Annotated in this window: 16 protein-coding genes; 4 read left to right on the top strand and 12 right to left on the bottom strand. The window is 74.0% G+C overall.

Features of this window, described 5'->3' with window-relative positions; all coding sequences use genetic code 11:
• Positions 1-32 precede the first annotated feature (32 nt).
• Positions 33-1,610, top strand: coding sequence for an alpha/beta hydrolase (locus tag K7G60_RS26590; RefSeq protein WP_225803478.1), 1,578 nt, complete (start codon positions 33-35; stop codon positions 1,608-1,610).
• Between the two features lie 66 nt (positions 1,611-1,676).
• Here the strand turns inward: K7G60_RS26590 and moeZ are convergent, their stop codons facing one another.
• From moeZ to K7G60_RS26535, 12 genes are all read right to left on the bottom strand, one after another.
• A complete protein-coding gene (gene moeZ, locus K7G60_RS26585) occupies positions 1,677-2,855 on the bottom strand; it encodes an adenylyltransferase/sulfurtransferase MoeZ (RefSeq protein ID WP_225803477.1) in 1,179 nt (392 codons plus the stop codon).
• A 63-nt stretch (positions 2,856-2,918) separates the two neighbouring features.
• On the bottom strand, positions 2,919-3,665 hold the full coding sequence (locus K7G60_RS26580) for a spherulation-specific family 4 protein (RefSeq protein WP_225803476.1): 747 nt from the start codon (positions 3,663-3,665) through the stop codon (positions 2,919-2,921).
• A complete protein-coding gene (locus tag K7G60_RS26575) occupies positions 3,653-4,624 on the bottom strand; it encodes an NAD(P)-dependent oxidoreductase (protein WP_225803475.1) in 972 nt (323 codons plus the stop codon). The genes K7G60_RS26580 and K7G60_RS26575 overlap by 13 nt, the downstream gene beginning before the upstream one ends.
• A 198-nt stretch (positions 4,625-4,822) precedes the next feature.
• Positions 4,823-6,397, bottom strand: coding sequence for a hypothetical protein (locus K7G60_RS26570; protein WP_263986351.1), 1,575 nt, complete (start codon positions 6,395-6,397; stop codon positions 4,823-4,825).
• Positions 6,398-6,410: 13 nt separating this feature from the next.
• Complete coding sequence (locus K7G60_RS26565) at positions 6,411-8,048, bottom strand: glycosyltransferase (protein WP_225803474.1); 1,638 nt, start codon at positions 8,046-8,048, stop codon at positions 6,411-6,413.
• A 190-nt stretch (positions 8,049-8,238) separates the two neighbouring features.
• Positions 8,239-9,930, bottom strand: a complete 1,692-nt coding sequence (locus K7G60_RS26560) for an ABC transporter ATP-binding protein (protein ID WP_225803473.1) — start codon at positions 9,928-9,930, stop codon at positions 8,239-8,241.
• Complete coding sequence (locus tag K7G60_RS26555; RefSeq protein ID WP_225803472.1) at positions 9,927-10,916, bottom strand: ABC transporter permease; 990 nt, start codon at positions 10,914-10,916, stop codon at positions 9,927-9,929. Before K7G60_RS26555 ends, K7G60_RS26560 begins: the two co-directional genes overlap by 4 nt.
• Positions 10,913-11,890, bottom strand: coding sequence for an ABC transporter permease (locus K7G60_RS26550; RefSeq protein WP_225803471.1), 978 nt, complete (start codon positions 11,888-11,890; stop codon positions 10,913-10,915). The genes K7G60_RS26555 and K7G60_RS26550 overlap by 4 nt, the downstream gene beginning before the upstream one ends.
• Positions 11,887-13,614 (bottom strand): ABC transporter substrate-binding protein, encoded by a 1,728-nt coding sequence (locus K7G60_RS26545; RefSeq protein WP_225803470.1) that lies wholly within the window; start codon positions 13,612-13,614, stop codon positions 11,887-11,889. Before K7G60_RS26545 ends, K7G60_RS26550 begins: the two co-directional genes overlap by 4 nt.
• Positions 13,615-13,765: 151 nt before the next feature.
• A complete protein-coding gene (locus K7G60_RS39495; protein WP_374115692.1) occupies positions 13,766-13,861 on the bottom strand; it encodes an Ms4533A family Cys-rich leader peptide in 96 nt (31 codons plus the stop codon).
• Positions 13,862-13,962: 101 nt separating this feature from the next.
• Positions 13,963-15,558, bottom strand: coding sequence for a DUF3152 domain-containing protein (locus tag K7G60_RS26540; protein ID WP_225803469.1), 1,596 nt, complete (start codon positions 15,556-15,558; stop codon positions 13,963-13,965).
• 8 nt (positions 15,559-15,566) lie between these two features.
• The gene (locus K7G60_RS26535) at positions 15,567-16,532 is read right to left on the bottom strand and encodes an alpha/beta fold hydrolase (RefSeq protein WP_225803468.1); all 966 of its coding nucleotides are present in this window, start codon (positions 16,530-16,532) and stop codon (positions 15,567-15,569) included.
• Between the two features lie 140 nt (positions 16,533-16,672).
• Here K7G60_RS26535 and K7G60_RS26530 point away from each other — a divergent pair, with 140 nt between their 5' ends.
• The 3 genes from K7G60_RS26530 to K7G60_RS26520 all read left to right on the top strand — a co-directional run bounded on the left by K7G60_RS26530 (position 16,673) and on the right by K7G60_RS26520 (position 18,118).
• Positions 16,673-16,888 (top strand): hypothetical protein, encoded by a 216-nt coding sequence (locus tag K7G60_RS26530; protein ID WP_225803467.1) that lies wholly within the window; start codon positions 16,673-16,675, stop codon positions 16,886-16,888.
• 164 nt (positions 16,889-17,052) lie between these two features.
• Positions 17,053-17,712 (top strand): TetR/AcrR family transcriptional regulator, encoded by a 660-nt coding sequence (locus K7G60_RS26525; protein ID WP_041131117.1) that lies wholly within the window; start codon positions 17,053-17,055, stop codon positions 17,710-17,712.
• A 178-nt stretch (positions 17,713-17,890) separates the two neighbouring features.
• On the top strand, positions 17,891-18,118 hold the full coding sequence (locus tag K7G60_RS26520) for a DUF3107 domain-containing protein (RefSeq protein ID WP_073809026.1): 228 nt from the start codon (positions 17,891-17,893) through the stop codon (positions 18,116-18,118).
• The last annotated feature ends 63 nt before the right edge of the window (positions 18,119-18,181 follow it).

Raw genomic sequence — 18,181 nt, 5'->3', positions numbered from 1 at the left:
CGGCGGCGGGGGCGGCGGCCCACGATGGGCCTATGCCGATCTCCGCCGCCCAGCGCGCCGCTCTGCTCACCGCCACCACCGTGCTGCTCGCCGCCGGTTGCTCGGACGGGGGAGACCAGGCGGCGGACGCGGTGAAGCCGACCGCCACGAGCGGGCTCTCGGCACTGACGGCGCAGAAGCTGTCCTGGGCGCCCTGTCCGCCGCCGTCTCCCGCCGAGGGCGGCGGGCCGGCGCCCACGCCGCTGCCCGGGGGCGCCGCCTGGGAGTGCTCCTTCCTCCAGGCGCCGCTGGACTGGTCGGTGCCGGACGGCGAGACCATCGAGCTGGCCCTCATCCGGGCCAGGGCCCGTGACACCTCCCGGCGGATCGGCTCGCTGCTCTTCAACTTCGGCGGCCCCGGCGGCTCCGGCGTCACCGGCCTGCCCGGTTTCGCCGCCGACTACGAGACCCTGCGCGGCCGCTACGACCTGGTCTCCTTCGACCCGCGCGGGGTCGGCCGCAGCGATCCCGTCGAGTGCGCCACCGACAAGGAGCTCGACGCCTACTACGCCCTGGACTTCACGCCCGACGACACCGCCGAGGAGCGGACGCTGTCCGACGCGCAGAAGCGGTACGCGAAGGGCTGCGAGCGGGACGCGGGCGCGGCCCTGCCGCACGTCGGCACGGAGAACGCGGCCCGGGACATGGACCTGATGCGCCAGGTCCTCGGCGACGAGAAGCTGCACTACTTCGGCATCTCGTACGGCACCGAACTCGGCGGCGTCTACGCCCACATGTTCCCGAAGAACGTGGGCCGGGCCGTCTTCGACGCGGTCGTCGACCCGGACGCGGGCGTCGAGGACGGCGCCCTCGGCCAGGCGAAGGGCTTCCAGCTCGCGCTGGACAACTTCGCCCAGGACTGCGTGGACCGCGGCGACGAGTGCGCGCTGCCCGGCAGCAGCGTCGCCGAGATCGAGACGGGGATCACGGACCTCCTCGCGGCCCTCGACAAGAAGCCGATCCCCGGGATCGGCTCCCGGAAGCTGACCCAGACGCAGGCCACCAACGGCATCGCGCAGGCCCTGTACTCGAAGGAGTTCTGGCCGTATCTGGAGCAGGGGCTCGACGCGGCCGACGGCGGCGACGGGGGGCTGCTCCTCTCCCTCTCCGACTCGATGAACGGACGCGGCGAGAACGGCTCCTACAGCAACATCCAGGCCGCGAACGCGGCCATCAACTGCGTGGACTTCAAGGAGCGCTACACCCTCGGGCAGGCGAAGGAGCGGCTGCCCCAGTTCCGCGAGGCCTCCCCCGTCTTCGGCGACTTCATGGGCTGGGCGCTCGCGAGCTGCTCGCAGTGGCCGGTGCCGGGGGCGTGGGAGCACCCGGACGTCTCGGCGCCCGGTTCGGCGCCGATCCTGGTCGTCGGGAACACCGGCGACCCGGCCACGCCGTACGAGGGCGCCCGGGCCATGGTGAAGGCGCTCGGCAAGGGCGTCGGCGTGGAGCTGACGTACGAGGGCGAGGGCCACGGCGCGTACAACAGCGGCAGCGCGTGCGTGAAGAAGGCGGTGGACGACTACCTGCTGGCGGGCAAGGTCCCGGCCTCGGGCACGGTCTGCAAGAAGTGACGGCCCCGGTGCGCGCGGAGGGCCCCGGGCCCGTGTCAACGGGTCCGGGGCCCTCCGCGGCACGTCCTAGTAGACCGGCTTCTCGGGCTCGATCTGGTGGACCCAGCCGATCACGCCGCCGCCGACGTGGACCGCGTCCGCGAAGCCCGCGGACTTGAGCACCGCGAGGACTTCCGCGCTGCGGACACCCGTCTTGCAGTGCAGGACGATCCGCTTGTCCTGCGGGAGGTCCTGGAGGGCGTTGCCCATCAGGAACTCGTTCTTCGGGATCAGACGCGCGCCCGGGATCGAGACGATCTCGTACTCGTTCGGCTCGCGGACGTCGATGATGTCGATCTTCTCGTCGGTGTCGATCCACTCCTTGAGCTGCTTCGGAGTGATCGTCGAGCCGAGCGCCGCCTCCTGGGCCTCCTCGGACACGACGCCGCAGAAGGCCTCGTAGTCGATGAGCTCGGTGACGGTCGGGTTCTCGCCGCAGACCGCGCAGTTGGGGTCCTTGCGGACCTTGACCTGGCGGTACTGCATCTCCAGGGCGTCGTAGATCATCAGACGGCCGACCAGCGGGTCGCCCACGCCGGCCAGGACCTTGATGGCCTCGGTGACCTGGATGGAGCCGATGGACGCGCAGAGCACGCCCAGGACGCCGCCCTCGGCGCAGGACGGGACCATGCCCGGCGGCGGGGGCTCCGGGTAGAGGCAGCGGTAGCAGGGGCCGTACTCGGACCAGAAGACGGACGCCTGTCCGTCGAAGCGGTAGATCGAGCCCCAGACGTACGGCTTGTTCAGCAGCACGCAGGCGTCGTTCACCAGGTAGCGGGTGGCGAAGTTGTCGGTGCCGTCGACGATCAGGTCGTACTGGCTGAAGATGTCCATCACGTTGTCGGCCTCGAGCCGCTCTTCGTGGAGGATCACGTTCACGTACGGGTTGATGCCGAGGACCGAGTCCTTCGCGGACTCCGCCTTGGAGCGGCCGATGTCCGCCTGGCTGTGGATGATCTGGCGCTGCAGGTTCGACTCGTCGACCTCGTCGAACTCCACGATGCCGAGCGTTCCCACGCCGGCGGCGGCCAGGTACATCAGGGCCGGGGAACCGAGGCCGCCGGCGCCCACACACAGCACCTTGGCGTTCTTCAGCCGCTTCTGCCCGTCCATCCCGACGTCCGGGATGATCAGGTGGCGGGAGTACCTGCGGACCTCGTCTACGGTGAGCTCGGCGGCCGGCTCGACCAGGGGTGGCAGCGACACGGGGACTCCGGTGGTCGGGATGTCAGTACGGTTGTTCTCCCCGTAACACTGCCACGCCCCTTCTCATTCCGAGACACCCGTTCCGATCCGCGAGACGATTTCGTCCCAGTAGCCGGGCAGTGATTGAAATGGTGCGGTTTGCCCCGGCGGCCCCGCGCGGTCCGTGAAGAAGATCGTTCCCGCCCCCTGCCAGCGGGCGATCCGCAGGGCCTCGTCCAGGTGGGTGCGCGGAATCCCGTGGACGAGGTGGACGAACTTGGTCTCCGCGTACTCGGCGGTCCACTCCGCAACCTGCGACCAGCGGTAGTCCACCCAGGAGCCGGCGAAGGTCACCAGCTGGTCGGCGGCCTCGGCGTACCCCGGGTGGGGGTGGGTGCCGTGGCCGAGGACGAGGTGGGCCTCGCCGCCGAGCACGGCCTCCAGGGCCGCGGTGAGCCGCCGGGTGCCGGCCAGGTCCGCCCGGTCGGCGGGGGCGCGGTCCAGGTAGAAACCGCCGGTCCCGTACCAGTCGAGGAAGCGGTGGGCGTCCGAGACCAGCTCCCCGAAGGGCCGGGAGCCGTGCGCCAGGTCCAGGTGGCCGAGGACCTTCACCCCGGCGTTCCGCAGCTTCCCGGCCGCCTCCAGGCAGTGCGGGTCGGGACGGCTCCCGGGGCCATCCGCCACGTTGAGCACCGCCCAGTGCAGCGGGGTCCCGGGGCGGGTCAGCTCGGCCCACTCGACGGGGGCGAGCAGCGGATGGGCGTATCCGGGGACGCCGAAGCCGAGCGCCTGGACGGCCCCGGTGGCCGTGGTCGTCGTCAGATGCGACACGCCGCCTCCATCCAGATGTCGGCGAGGGACTCCTCCAGGTTGATCCGGGGCCGCCAGCCGAGCCGGTCGCGGGCGGTGCGGACGTCGGCCTGCTGCCAGGGCCCGCAGCCGTCGGGGTACGGGTACGGGGCGGAGGCCAACTGGTCGGCGATGGTCCCCTCGGTGCGGGGGGCGCCGATCATCGGGCGCTGCGGGATGCCGTGCGGGGCGTCCAGCTCGTGCAGGTTGCCGGAGTAGCCGGCGACCCTGGCGAGGACGGCGGCGGCGTCCCGGAGCTTGACGGCGCGGCCGGTGCCGATGTTGACGACGCCCTGGGCGGCGGAGAGGGAGGCGGCGTGGACGGCCCGCGCCACGTCCCGCACGTCGACGAAGTCCCGCTGCACGCCGAGGCCGCTGAGCTTGAGCTCGCCGTCCCCGGCCTGCATCGCGCGGCGCATCGCCTCGGCGAGGCGGCCGAGCGGGGAACCGGCGGGCGTGCCGGGGCCGACCGGGGAGAAGACCCGCAGGACGACCGCGTCGAGGCCGGAGCCCAGGACGAGTTCCGTCGCGGCGAGCTTGGACACGCCGTACGGGCCGCCGGGGCGCGGGACCGCGTCCTCGGCCGTGGAGGAGCCGGGCTGGCTCGGCCCGTACTCCGAGGCGCAGCCGACCTGGACGAGGCGGGCCCCGCAGCCGCTGCGGCGCAGGGCCTCGCAGACGGTGGCGACGGCGACGGTGTTGTGCCGGGTCAGCTCGCGGGCACCGCCCCGGGTGGCGCCGGCGCAGTTGACGACGACCCCGGGGTGGACGGCGTCCAGGAAGCGGGTGAGCGCGCCGGGGCTGCCGGAGGCGAGGTCGAAGCGCACGTCGGCGTCGTCGCCCCGGCCGAGCGCGGTGAGGTGGACGGCCGGGTCGGCGAGCAGCCGGTCGGCGACGAAGCGGCCGATGAAGCCGTTGGCTCCGAGCAGTAGCACCCTCATCGTGCGGCCCCTACGTGCCGACCGGCCGGTCCTTGGGTTCGGGGGGTCATGATCTTCGTTCTCCTTGCGGGGTGATGAGAGGGGTGACGGGGCGCGCCCGCGGCGTCGGCTCCGCGGGTGCGAGGGGGTTCTTGACGGGAGGCCCGGCGAGGTGGTCGCTCCGGTCGCCGGGCCTCCGGCGGGATGCGGGGCCGGTTCTCATGGGGTGGCGTGGGCGGAGGCCCGGGTGAGGGCACCGGTCGCGTGGGCCAGCAGGCCGAGCGCGGCGGCGCCGCAGACGAGGGTGGGTACGGCCCCGGGGCCCCAGGCCTCGACGAGGGCGCGCACCGGGGCGGCGAGCGCGTCGAAGCCGGGGAGGGGGACACGGGCGGCGAGGACGCTCGCGAGGGCGAGGGCCTCGCCGGCACAGGCGGCGGCGAGGACGGCGGCGGCCGTCTCGGGATGGCCGTGGACGGTGTGGAGCCGGGCGAGCAGCAGGAGCGCCCCGAGGGCGAGGGCCCCGGAGCTGAAGCCGGTGAGGGCGAGCAGGGCGGCGAGGGCGAGGAGTTGGAGGGTCACGGTGCCGAGGAGCAGCGGCCGGGTGGCGGCGGCGAAGTCGGCGAGGCCGCGGCTGTCGGCGATCCGGCGGCGGGCCCGGCTCGCGAAGATGTGGGCGCCCCAGGCGGCGGGGGCGACGGCGAGGGCGAGGCCCAGGAGGGGCGCGGGGGCGAGCTCCCAGGGCCCGTCGGGGCCGCCGGTGAGGACCTGGTCCAGGAGTCCGTCGCCGCCGACCGCGTACGCCAGGAGCCAGAGGGTCCAGAGCCGGGCGGCGGGGACGGCTCCTCCGTCCGGGCCGCGGAAGGGGCCCTGCCGGACGGCGAGCAGCAGCGCCCCGCCGAGGGCGAGGGATCCGGCGGCCCCGACGGCGAGCCGCACGGGCCCGTGGCCGAGGGCGAGCCCGAGCCCCGTGAGCCCGGCGACCCCGCCGGGGGCGAGGGCGGCGAGCGCCCAGGGCGCCCGTGCCCGCTCCGGCTCCACGACGGGCGCGGGGTTCTCCTGTCCGCGGGGCACGCGCGCGTACAGCTCCTCGGCGAGCGAGAACACGTCCCGGTGCCGGAACCGTGCGGCGGTCCGGTCGGTGAACCCCTGCGCTTCGAGGCCGGCGGCGATCTCCAGCGGATCGACGGCCCGCTCGCAGAGCTCCCGGTGGCGGTGCATGAGCACCTTCACGGGGTCGGCCTGCCCACGACGGCTCCGGGGGCGCGCGGCGCCGTCCGCGGCGGGACCGACCGGTGCGGGGCGGGGTGCGGTGCCGTCCACGGCAGGGCCTGCCGGTACGGGGCGGGGCGGGGTGCCGTCCACGGCAGAGCCCGTCGATGCGGACCGGGGTGCGGTGCCGTCCACGGCGGCCGCCTTGCGGTCCTCGGCGCGGGTCCGCTCGGCCGGCTCAACCGACTCGGGCCGCTGGGCCCGCTCGGGCTGCTCGGCCGTCCCGGCCCGCTCCCCGGCCGGACCGGGGTCCTCGGAGGCCCGGCCGGGGGCCGGCGGATCCGACGGGGTCGCTTCCTCCGGCGCCGGGTCCGGCGCGCCCCAGGCCGTGCCGGGTCGTGGGGGCGCCGTGGGGGCCGCCTCCGGGGCCGGGGCTATCCCGGAGGGGGCGGCGTCGACGGGGTCCTCGGGCGCGGGGGCGCGCAGGTCGAGGCTGCCGGCCGCGGTGAGGGCGGGGGTGCCGAGGAGGGCTTCGGAGCGGGCGTCCCAGGCTCCGGGACTCGTCGGGGCGGCGGAGCCGCGCATGGGGGTGTCTCCTTCAGGCATCGGGCGCTCCCGTCCCCGCGGCCACGGCCTTGTGCGTCCAACTGCCGGGCACATGCGCCTCGGCCGGGTGGGCGAAGGGGACGCCGTCCCCGGGGCGGTGGCGCACCGGCGCGTGGGAGAGGAGTTCGAGGTAGATGCCGCGGAACGCGGCGAGGTTCTGTTCGACGGTGAAGAGTTCGAGCGCGCGGGCGCGGGCGGCGGCGCCGAGCCGGTGGCGGCGCTCGGGGTCGCGGAGCAGCGCGAGACAGGCGTCGGCGAGCGCCCGGGGGTTGCGCGGGGGGACGACGAGGCCGGTGCCGCCGATGATCTCGACGACGGCGCCGACGTCGGTGGAGACGGTGGCCCGTGCGCAGAACATGGCTTCGACGAGGCTGGCGGGGAAGCCCTCGGCGAGGCTGGACAGGACGACGAGCGCGCCGGAGGCGTACGTGTCCTCCAGGGTGGGCGCCTCGGGACCGCCGAGCTCCTCGAAGGTGACGGGGTTCTCGCCGACGGCGTGCGCCCCGGGGGCCTCGTCGGGGAAGAGCTGGGCGGCGAGCCCCTTGCAGTACGTGAGGTAGGCGCCGCCGCCCGGTTCGCGTTCCGGCACGGCGACGATCCGCAGCCGGGCGTCGGGCCGGCGGGCCCGGATCTCGGCGAAGGCGTGGAGGAGGCCGATGAGGTCCTTGGCGGGTTCGACGCGGCCGACCCAGACGAGGGTGGCGGGGTCGCCGCTCTCCTCGTCCTCGCCCACCTCGGCGAAGCGGTCCGCGGCCATGCCGGGGTGGACGGTGCGGATGCGGGCCCGGTCGGCGCCGCACTTCTCCTGCCAGCGGCGGGCGTGGGCGTTGCCGGGGGTGAGGAGGGCGGCCTGTCGGTAGATCTCGCCGGCGAGCCGGCCGTGGAGCGCGGCGAGCAGGGCGCGCAGGGGGGCGGAGCGGTCGGCGCCGGCCGTGGAGAGGTAGTGGGCGCGCAGCGGTACGCCGTACTCGGTGACGAGCAGCGGGGTCCCGAAGAAGCGTTTGGCCAGCAGTCCGGGAAGGGCGGTGGCGCCTCCGGCGGCGGCGTGGCAGAGGTCGGCGGCGCCGAGCGCGTCCTCCCCGTACCAGTCGAGGGAGAGGGGACGCAGGGCCCGCTCCAGGTGCTCGGCGAAGGCGAGGTGGTCGGGGAGTCCCGCGGCGGCAGCGCCCCGGCGTGCGCCGGGCGCGCGGCAGGCGGACTCCAGGACGCGGACGGCGTCGTCGGAGCGGAGGGCGCCGGGCAGTCCGCCGCGCTCGCGGGCGAGTTCGGCGAGGGCGTAGAGCCCTTCGGCGAAGGGGACTTCGCCGTCCTCGGCGCAGAGCCCGGTGGCGAGCCGGTGGCAGGCCTCGGTGAAGCGGCGCCGTTCGTGGCGTCCGTAGGCCCGGCGGGAGGCGCGCGGCTCGCAGGGGCTCCACGCTCCGGAGGTGGCCGGGGTCCCGTCGGGGCCGCCGAGGTCGGCGGTGCGGGCGACGCGGGCGTTCGGCGGCAGGGGCCGCGGGGTGCCGGCGGGACCGAGGGCGTAGAGGTCGAACCGGTGCTGTCCGAGCCCGCGCACGAGCCGCTCGCACCAGCGTCCGGAGTCACCGGTGGCGTACGGGTAGCCACCCTCCGTGAGCAATCCGATCCGCACGCGTGCACCCCCGATCTCCCTTGACGGCCGCCACCGTCGGCCCGGTGACTCGCAGCGGGAAGAACGTAAGCGGAGACACCGGTGGTGCGACGGACGGTTGTCCGTCGCACCACCGGAAGGGGTGAATGCACGTAACTTTCCCACCCCGGTCGCGTTCCGTCGCGGTACGCGGTGGAACGATCACGGAGCGTCAGGCGGCGGCCAGCTCCCGGCGCCGTTCCCTGCGCTCGGCCGCGAGGACCGGGTCGAGGGAGGGGACGGCGGCGAGCAGCTGCCGGGTGTACGGATCCCGGGGCTCGCCGTACACCTCGTCGACCGTGCCCTGCTCGACGATCCGGCCCCCGCGCATGACGGCGACCCGGTCGCTGACCTGCCGGACCACGGCGAGGTCGTGGGCGATGAAGACGAGCCCGAGGCCGAGTTCGGCCTGGAGCTCGGCGAGCAGCGCGGTGACCTGGGCCTGGGTGGTGACGTCGAGGGCGGAGACGGGTTCGTCGCAGACGATCAGCCGGGGTTCGGCGGCGAGCGCGCGGGCGATGCCGACGCGCTGGCGCTGGCCGCCGCTGAACTCGTGCGGATAGGCCGCGTACCGGTCGGGATCGAGCCCCACCCGGTCGAGCAGTTCGCGCACCCTGCCCCGGATCCGGGTCTCGTCCCGCTCCCCCGCCACGCGCAGCGGGTCGGCGATCGACTCGCCGACGGAACGGCGCGGGTTGAGCGAGGAGACGGGATCCTGGAAGACCATCTGGAGCTCTCGCCGGTACGGCAGCAGCCGCTTGTCGGACAGCCCGCCGATCTCCTCGCCCCGGTAACGGAGTTCGCCGCCGGTGGGGTCGAGGAGGCGGACGAGCATCCGTCCGAGGGTGGTCTTGCCGCTGCCGGACTCGCCGACGACGCCGAGGGTCTCGCCGGCGCGGACGGTGAGGGAGACCCCGTCGACGGCGGTCACGGCGGCCTTGCCCCGGCCGAACTCCCGCCGCAGGCCGACCGCTTCGAGCAGCGTCTCCTTCGTTTCGGGGGCGGTCCTGACCGGTCCGTCGAGCCGGGGCACGGCGGAGAGCAGCGCGCGCGTGTACGGCGCCGAGGGCGCGCCGAGCACTCCGGCGACGGCGCCGCGCTCGACCTCGCGCCCGTGGCGCATGACGAGCACCTCGTCGACGCTCTCGGCGGCCACGCCCACGTCGTGCGTGACGAGGAGCAGGGCGGTGCCGGTCTCGCGCCGCAGTTCGTGCAGCAGGTCGAGGATCTGGGCCTGCACGGTGACGTCGAGGGCGGTGGTGGGTTCGTCGGCGACGACGAGCCGCGGCTCGCAGGCGAGGGCCATGGCGAGGAGGGCGCGCTGTCGCATGCCGCCGCTGAACTCGTGCGGGCGGGAGCGGGAGCGGCGGGCCGCGTCGGGGATGCCGACCCGGCCTAGGACGTCGACGGCGCGGGCCCGGGCCGCCTTTCGGGATCCAGGGTGATGGATCCGGTAGACCTCGGCGATCTGGTCGCCGACGGAGTGGTAGGGGTCCAGGGCGGACAGCGGGTCCTGGAAGACCATGGCGGCCACCCCGCCGCGCAGCCGCCGCAGCTCGGCGGGGCCGGCGGCGCCGACGTCGATGCCGCCGACCCGCACGGTGCCGCCGAGCCGCGCGCCCGTGCCCCGGTGGAGGCCGAGGAGGGCGCCGGCGACGGTGGACTTGCCGCTGCCGGACTCGCCGACGAGGGCGAGCGCGCGGCCGGCCTCCAGGGTGAAGGAGAGGCCGTCGACGGCCCGGGCGCCGCCGTCGAAGTCGACGGTGAGGCGGTCGACCTCGACGAGCGGGGCCGCGGCGCCGGGCCGGGGGTCCGGTTCGACGAGCGGGGCCACGGCGCCGGGCCGGTGGTTCGGGAGCGTCATGTCAGGGCGACCCTTCGGTCGGCGAGGGCGTAGAGGAGGTCGGCGACGACGTTCGCGAGGACCACGGCGACCCCGGTGAGGAGCACGATGCCCACGACGATCGGCAGGTCGACGTGGCGGACGCCGTCGATGAGGGTCTTGCCGAGGCCGGGGATGCCGAAGAGCGACTCGGTCAGCACGGCCCCGCCGAACATGGTGCCGAGGTCGATGGCGCTGAGCGCGATGACCGGCGGCACGGCGCCGCGCAGCGCGTGGCGGGTGACGACGGACCGCTCCCCCACCCCGTACGCGCGGAAGGTGCGGATGTGGTCCTCGGCGAGCGTCTCCAGGGTGGAGCTCCGGGTGAGCCGCGCGTACTTGGCGGATTCGAAGAAGCCGAGGGCGAGCCAGGGCAGCAGCATGTTCCAGGCCCACTGCTCGGGGTCCTCGCCGAGCGGTACGTAGGTCGGGAAGGGCAGCCACTGGAGGTAGGCGCAGACCGCCATGAGCAGCAGCAGGCCCAGGATGAAGACGGGCGTGCCGGTGCCGGCGAGGGTGAGCACGGTGAGGGTCCGCTCGGTGAGTCCGCCGCGGCGGAGCGCGGAGAGCAGCCCGGTGCCGATGCCGACGACGAGCCAGATCACCATGGCGCCGAGGGCGAGCGAGGCGGTGGCGGGCAGCCGGTCCAGGATGAGCTCGGTGACCTGCTGGTCGGTCTGGTACGACAGGCCGAGGCAGGGCGCGTCGCAGTGCAGGACGCCGGTGCCGGTGAAGTGGTCGCGGCCGGCGAAGACGCCCTGGAGGAAGTGCAGGTACTGGGCGGTCACGCTCTCGTTCAGGCCGAGTTGCTCCCGCACCTGGGCGATCTGCTGCGGGTTGCAGCGCTCGCCGCAGGCGAGCCGGGCGGGGTCGCCGGGTGCGACGTAGAACAGCGCGTACACGAGGACGGAGAGCGCGAGGAGGACGAACGCGGCGCCCGCGAGCCGCTTCAGGGCGTAGCGGGTCATCGGGAGGTCTCCTTTCGCGTGCCCACGCCGAGCCGGCCGGCCTCGCGCGGGTCGAGGGCGGTGCGGACGGCGTCGCCGAGGACGGTGAAGGCGAGCACGGTCGTGAAGAGCAGTCCGGCCGGGAGCAGCACGTACGCCGGGTCGGCCCGGAACCAGGTCTGCGCGGTGGACAGCATCTGCCCCCAGGAGGGGGTGGGCGGGGTGACGCCCACGCCGAGGAAGGAGAGCGAGGCCTCGACCACGATGTTGGTGGGGACGAGGATCGCCGCGTACGTGATGACGGGCGCGGCGAGCGAGGGCAGCAGCTCGCGCCGGGCGGTCCGCCACCGCCCCGATCCGGCGAGCCGTGAGGCGGCGACGAAGTCGAGGCCCTTGAGGGTGAGGGTCTGGGCGCGCACGATCCGGGAGGTGCCGGCCCAGCCGAGCAGGCCGATGACCAGGATGAGCAGCAGCGGGCGCGGGAAGTCGCGGGGGACGACGGCGGTGAGGGCGATGGCGAGGACGAGGAACGGCAGGGCGAGGAAGACGTCGGTGATCCGGCCGAGGACGCCGTCGACCCAGCGGTTGCCGAGCCCGGCGGCGAGGCCGACGAGCAGCCCGAGCAGGACCTGGACGACGGTGGCGCCGACGGCGACGAGGAGGGAGACCCGGGCGCCGTAGAGGAGCCGGACGAACAGGTCGCGGCCGGTGCCGGGTTCGATGCCGAGCCAGTGGTCGGCGCTCGCCCCGCCGAAGGCGCCGTAGGGGACGCCGCCGCGGGCCGAGTCGACGAGGTCGTCGTGGTACGTGTGCGGGTCCTGGCCCGCCAGTGCGGCGAGCAGCGGCGCGGCGAGGGCGAGGAGGACGAGCAGGAGGAGGACGGCGGCGGAGACGAGGGCGGCCGGGCGGGTGCGCAGCCGTCGCCACGCCTGCCGGGCGGCGCCCGTGACGGGAGGCCCCGTCACGGGCGCCGGAGCGTCGGTGAGCGTGGTCACTTGACCGCGACCTGCGAGATGTCGAGGACGCCGGTCCAGTCGCTGATGACGACGTTCTTGACGTCCTTGCCGACGAGCCGCTTGTAGACCGGGTGGAAGAGCGGCACGTCGAGGGCCTGCTCACCGATCTTCTTGTCGAGGGCGCCCCAGCGGGCGGCGGCGGCCCCGAGGTCGGTCAGCTTGTTGATCTCGTCGATCTCCTTGTTGACCGCCGGGTCGTTCAGCTGCGCGTGGTTGTAGTTGGAGCCGTCGGTGACGATCTGGCGTCCGTCGAAGATCGGCGCGAGGAACGGGCCGCCGGCCGGCCAGTCGGCGCCCCAGCGGGAGAGGAAGAAGCCGGGGGCGTCCTTGACGCTCCAGCGCTTCTCGTTGAAGGAGTTGGGCTCCTGCCCGTCGAGCTCGACGGTGATGCCGGCCTTGCCGAGGGCCTCCTGGACGGCGGTGGCGACCTCGGGGCTGGTGAGCCGGTTCTGGGCGGTGGAGTGGAGCAGGGTGACGGTCAGGCCGTTCGGGTAGCCGGCCTCCTTGAGCAGCTGCTTGGCCTTCTCCGGGTTGCCCGTCCTCCCGGCCGGGAAGTGGTCGTACGGCGTGAAACCGAAGGACTTCTGCTCGGGCAGGAAGGTGGTGCCGGCCTCGGCGAGGGCGGAGCCGCCGGCCGCGTTGACGACGCTGGTGCGGTTGACCGCGTACGAGATCGCCTGGCGGACCTTCGGGTTGTCGAAGGGCTTCACCTTCGGGTTGAAGGCGAGGTAGGCGGTGAAGCCGAAGTGGCCGGTGCCGACGCGGGCGGCGAGCGCCTTGTCGGAGCCGATCTGGGCGAGTTCGGCGGGTCCGAGGTTGGTGTCGGTGGTGACCGCGGAGGCGTCGGCGCCGGAGGAGGTGGCGAGGCGCTGGTTGATGACGGCCTCGTCGAGCCCGGACCTGACGTCGATCTTGTCGGGGTAGGCCTTGCGCTCCTCGTCGGTCTTCGGGTCCCAGTGCTCGTTGCGCTCCAGGACGAGGTGCTCGCCGTCGTTCTCGTTCTTCACGACCTTGTACGGGCCGGAGGAGACCGGGTGCTCCTCGTACTTGGTGCCGGAGTCCTTGGCCTTGGGGACGGGGGCGAACTGCGTCTGGGTGGCGACGAAGGGGAACTCGCCCTCGGGCTTCTTCAGTTTGAAGACGATGGTCCGCGCGTCGGGGGTGACGATCGACGCGAGGCCCTTCTTGTCCTTGTAGGGGCCCTGGTAGGTGTCGCCGCCGACGAGCCAGTCACGCAGGTAGGGCGCGCCGCCGGAGAGCTCGGCCGCGAAGGAGCGCTCGATGCCGTACTTGACGTCGGCGCTGGTGATGGGCGTGCCGTCCTCGAACTTCAGGCCCTCCTTCAGGGTGTACGTCCACTCCGTGGCGTCCTTGTTGGGGCGGCCGGTGTCGGTGGCGAGGTCGGGGACGACCCGGGTGCCGGCGGCGCCCGCCTCGCGGTTGCGGGTGGTGAGCGTGCGGAAGACGAGGGAGGGGACGTTGCCGCCGCCGGAGGTGTAGAGGCGGGCCGGGTCGAAGTCGCTCTGGGCCTCGCTGTTGAGGACGGTGAGCGTGCCGCCCTTCTGCGGGGCGCCCGCGGCCTTGCCGGAGGTACCGCCCTTGGCGCCCGCGTCCTCGGGACCGCATGCGGCGGCGCCCGAGGCCAGGACGACACTGACGGCGGCCGCTGCCACGCGGCGCGAGATGACGGACGAATGACGCATCGGAAAGAGACCTCTCGGGGTGGACTGCGGAAAGGGGAAAAGGAATTCCGCAGGCACGGAGAAAGAGCCCGAAAGGGGGGACGGCGCCTGCGGGAATGAAGAACCCGGGCGCGGCGAGAAAAACGAAAGGCCGACGAGCGCTCGGGCTGCGTCAGCTACAGAGAATGTCGGCGACCGTGTGTCCGGTCACGCCGAAGAGCGCCAGCTGGAGGGCGGCGCTGTCGGAAACGGCGTGGCGGGGCGACATGCCGAGAAATATGGACGAACGCGTGAGCGATGTCAACGCGCATCCACTCCATCCCGAGACGGTCGTCTCGGGATGCGGACACCCTCCGATCGGGCGTGGCGTCAACTCGTCGGATAGACCCAGGGGTTGGGGCGGCACTTGATGCCGTCGATGTCCAGGGACTTCGTCTGCTGCTGCATCACGGGGGCGAGCGCGCCCGGCGTGCGGCAGCTCACGTGACCGTGCCCGAGGCGGTGCCCGACCTCGTGGTTGATGAGCATCTGGCGATAGGCGTGCATCGCCTTCGGACCGAAGGTCTCCGACCCCTTCGCCCAGCGGAACGCGTTGATCATCACGCGCTGGGTCGAGGCCGAGTCGCAGGAGACGTTGTCGACGGTGGTGTCGAGCCCGGACTTCGCGCACCAGGTGCCGGTGGTCCCCGGGCTGGCCAGGGTGATCACGAACTCCGGCTCGCCGCTGGAGATGCGCTCGAAGGTCATCTCGCCCCGGCCGGCCCAACTGCGCTTGTCGTTGAGGGTCTTCTGCACGGCGTCGGCGAAGAGCTTCGGGTCGAGACCGATCCCCTTCTCGACGTCGACCCGGTAGCGGATCAGCCGCCCCTTGCCGGGCGCCTTCGCCAGGCCCGGCACCGCCTCGAACTCCCCCGGGCCCTTCAGCTTCGGGTCGATCGGGAACTGGCGGGTCATCAGCTGCTCGTACGTCGGCGGGGCGACGACGGGCACCGGCTTCGCCGGGACCGCCCGCTCGTCGGACCGGGAGGCCGAGGTGTCGTCCGAGGGCCGCTCGGCCGGCTCCTCGGCGGCGCGGGCGGCGGCCGGGGGCTCGTCCCGGTCGGCGACCTGCCCGGCGACGACGACGGCGAGGACCGTGGCGACGGCGGCGGCCGCGACTCCGGTGAGGGCACGGCCGAGACCGCCCCGGGAGGCCGGGGCCTCCGCCTCCGGACTCCCGTCGGCGCCCTCCCGGCGCGGCGCGGGGACGAACGGCGCCTCGGCACCGTCCTGTCCGGGCGCGGAGGGCCGGGCGCCGGCGCCGCGGGGGCCGTAGGGAGCGGGGCGCGGGGCGGAGGCCTCGTCGTGCTGCGGATGACCGCCCCGTACGGACGCCCCGTAGGCGGGGACGCCGTGCGCCGGGGTGCCGGGGGTGCCGTGCGCGGGGGTGTCGAAGGCCCCGCCGGCGTACGCGGGGGTCCCGTGGGCGGGCGTGGCGTGCCGCGGCGGCCCGTACCCTGCCGCGCCACGCCCCGAAGCCCCTTGCCCAGGGGTCCCGTACCGGGGGGTGCCGTGCGCGGGGGTCCCGTGCCGCGGAGTCCCTTGCGGGGGAGTCCCTTGCGGGGGAGTCCCTTGCGGCGGGGCCCCGTACTGGGGGGCCGCCTGGCGGGGAGTCCCCTGCGCGGGAGCCCCCTGGCGCGGCGCCCCCGGGACCGGAGCCCCGTACTGGGGGGTGCCGTGCGCCGGGGTCCCGTACACCGGCGTGCCCTGTGCCGGGGTCCCGTACACCGGCGTGCCGTGCGCCGGGGTCCCGTACCCCTGCGGGCCGGTGGCGTCCTGGCCGCCGGCGGCCGTGGTCCTGCGGCGGCGTCCCGTCCCGGGCGGCGGCCCTGCCGGGGACGAGGCCCCCGTCCCCGTCCCCGCTCCCGCCTGCTGCCCGGTGTCGGCCACCGAGGGCGCGGAGCCCTTGCGACTATGTCGTCCCACGCCCCGGATCAGCTCCCGCCGTCATCGGCGATCAGGTCCCGGACGGCCTGGGCGACCGCCTCCGGGTACTCCATCATCGCCACGTGCCCCGCCTCGGGGAGGGTCAGCAGGCGCGAGCCGCGGAAGGCGGCGGCCGCCTTCCGGGCCATCCGGTACGAGACGAGCCGGTCGCGCCTGCCGTAGACGAGGAGCGTCGGGGCGAGGACCCGCTCGGCCTGGCGCCACAGCCCATGCTGCCCGCCCAGGGTGTACGCGTCGACGATGCCGCGCGAGGAGCGCGCCATGACGTCCCAGAAGTACGGGAGCTCCAGGCGCCGCTCCATCTCCTCCACGGCGTGCCGGAGGCCCTCGTCGGTGACCAGGCCGGGGTCCCCGTAACAGAGGGCGAGGACGCCCTTGACCCGCTGCTCGGCCGTCCAGTCCTTGGTGAGCTTCGCGAAGAGGGGGGCGACGCCGGGCACCGCTAGCAGCGCGGTCGGCCAGGCGGTGCGCTGGGCGCGCAGCTCGGGCAGGGCCGGGGAGACGAGGGTGAGGGTGCGGACCAGGTCGGGCCGGACGGCGGCGACACGGGTGGCGACGGCGCCGCCCAGCGAGTTGCCGAGGAGGTGGACCGGTCCGCGCCCGCCGGCGTCGAGGAGCCGGATGACGGCGCGGGCGTGCCCGGTGACCGAGTAGTTGCCGTCGTCGGGCGGCGGGGAGTCGCCGAAGCCGGGCAGGTCGACCGCCTCGCCGTCGACGTGGTCCGCGAGCAGCGGCATGAGGGCGGACCAGTTCTGCGAGGAGCCGCCGAGTCCGTGGACGTACAGCGCGGGCGGCAGACCGGGCCGGTTCCCCGGCCGGGCGCGCACGGTGAGGGTGAGTCCGGGCAGCGCGACGGAGCGGAGCTCCTCGCCTTCGGCGACCCGTACGGCGCGGGCCCGCGACGCGGGCGAGGCGGCGGCGGTCCGGGTTTCCGGCAGCTCGGTCGAGGACATGGCCGCAATATTACGAGACGATCACGCGCCGACGTGTGTGGGTGGGGTCACAGGTGCGTGTGCGGCGGGGCGCGTTCGCTCCTAGGCTCGGAGAGAGGGCCATCGGGAGCGCCGCGACCCGCACCCCCGGAAGGAACCGTATGACTGTCGATCCGAGCGAGCCGGACACATTCACCGAGGAAGAGGACGTCGTGCTGGACCAGGAAATCCCCGAGGCCGACGCTGCCGAGCAGCACACCGAACTCCAGCAGCGCGAGGACGAACAGCCCACCCACCTCGAGCGCGACTCGGCGAACGAGGCGGACGCGTCCGAACAGGCGCGTGTCGTCGCCCTCGACGAGGACGACTACCGCTGAGCACGCGACTCCCGCTGATTTGTTCGGTTTAATCTTGAATCGACTGTCGACCCGGGCGTCCGGTCCGTGAAATTCTGCGTTCGCACCGCGCACAGCCGGGTTACCCAAAAGTACGATGGCGGCGCGGCGCGACAGCGCGCATGGATCGATTTTTGGGAGGCCGCGTGAGCGCCATCGAGCAGACAGAGGCAGCACGCCCTCGGGGCACGCGCCTGCCGCGACGTGCCCGACGGAACCAGCTGCTCGGCGCGGCCCAGGAGGTCTTCGTCGCCCAGGGGTACCACTCCGCAGCCATGGACGACATCGCCGAGCGGGCCGGCGTCAGCAAGCCGGTGTTGTACCAGCACTTCCCGGGCAAGCTCGAGCTCTATCTCGCCCTGCTCGACCAGCACTGCGAGTCCCTCCTGCTGGCCGTGCGCACGGCGCTGGCGTCCACCACGGACAACAAGCTCCGGGTCGCGGCGACGATGGACGCGTACTTCGCGTACGTGGAGGACGAGGGCGGCGCGTTCCGGCTCGTCTTCGAGTCCGACCTGACGAACGAGCCGGCCGTGCGCGAGCGCGTGGACCGGGTCAGCCTGCAGTGCGCGGAGGCCATCTCCGACGTGATCGCCGAGGACACCGGCCTGTCGAAGGACGAGTCGATGCTGCTCGCCGTCGGCCTCGGCGGGGTCTCCCAGGTCGTGGCCCGCTACTGGCTGTCCAGCGGATCGGGCATCCCCCGCGACAAGGCGGTCGGGCTGCTCACCTCGCTCGCCTGGCGCGGCATCGCGGGCTTCCCGCTGCACCCGGTGGACGGCCAGTTGAGCGCCGAGGGGCACTGACGCCTTCCCGCGCGCCGCTCCCCCGAGCTCTCGGCTTCGCTCGCGCAAGGGCCCCCTCGGACGCTGTTCGCTCCTGGCGTGCGGCGGCTGACCCGTGCGGGTCCCCTCACCGGGCTAATGTGTGCAGCGTACGGCGCGGGTATTTCGCGCAACGCTGACCGTTCGGAGGGACATAGCCGTGGAGGTCAAGATCGGCGTGCAGCACGCACCCCGGGAGATCGTTCTGGAGAGCGGGCAGTCCGCCGAGGAGGTCGAGCGCGCGGTGGCCGACGCGCTGGCCGGCAAGGCGCAGCTGCTCAGCCTCTCGGACGAGAAGGGCCGCAAGGTCCTCGTTCCCGCCGAGAAGATCGCGTACGTGGAGCTCGGCGAGCCCACCGTGCGCCGCGTGGGCTTCGGCGCGCTCTGAGCCCCGGATCCGACGGGAAAGGCCCGGTGGACCACTTCGGTCCGCCGGGCCTTTCGCACGTCC

It is taken from the genome of Streptomyces sp. NK15101, from assembly GCF_020400725.1.
Classification (GTDB): Bacteria; Actinomycetota; Actinomycetes; order Streptomycetales; family Streptomycetaceae; genus Streptomyces.
Note: the sequence above shows the minus strand (reverse complement) of the source record. Positions and strands in the feature narration are given on the sequence as shown.

Excerpts from the sequence above, each read along its gene's own strand:
- K7G60_RS26590 (WP_225803478.1), top strand. The coding sequence starts at position 33 with ATGCCGATCTCCGCCGCCCAGCGCGCCGCTCTGCTCACCGCCACCACC.
- K7G60_RS26575 (WP_225803475.1), bottom strand. The coding sequence starts at position 4,624 with ATGAGGGTGCTACTGCTCGGAGCCAACGGCTTCATCGGCCGCTTCGTC.
- K7G60_RS26570 (WP_263986351.1), bottom strand. The coding sequence starts at position 6,397 with ATGCGCGGCTCCGCCGCCCCGACGAGTCCCGGAGCCTGGGACGCCCGC.
- K7G60_RS26560 (WP_225803473.1), bottom strand. The coding sequence starts at position 9,930 with ATGACGCTCCCGAACCACCGGCCCGGCGCCGTGGCCCCGCTCGTCGAA.
- K7G60_RS26555 (WP_225803472.1), bottom strand. The coding sequence starts at position 10,916 with ATGACCCGCTACGCCCTGAAGCGGCTCGCGGGCGCCGCGTTCGTCCTC.
- K7G60_RS26545 (WP_225803470.1), bottom strand. The coding sequence starts at position 13,614 with ATGCGTCATTCGTCCGTCATCTCGCGCCGCGTGGCAGCGGCCGCCGTC.
- K7G60_RS39495 (WP_374115692.1), bottom strand. The coding sequence starts at position 13,861 with ATGTCGCCCCGCCACGCCGTTTCCGACAGCGCCGCCCTCCAGCTGGCG.
- K7G60_RS26535 (WP_225803468.1), bottom strand. The coding sequence starts at position 16,532 with ATGTCCTCGACCGAGCTGCCGGAAACCCGGACCGCCGCCGCCTCGCCC.
- K7G60_RS26530 (WP_225803467.1), top strand. The coding sequence starts at position 16,673 with ATGACTGTCGATCCGAGCGAGCCGGACACATTCACCGAGGAAGAGGAC.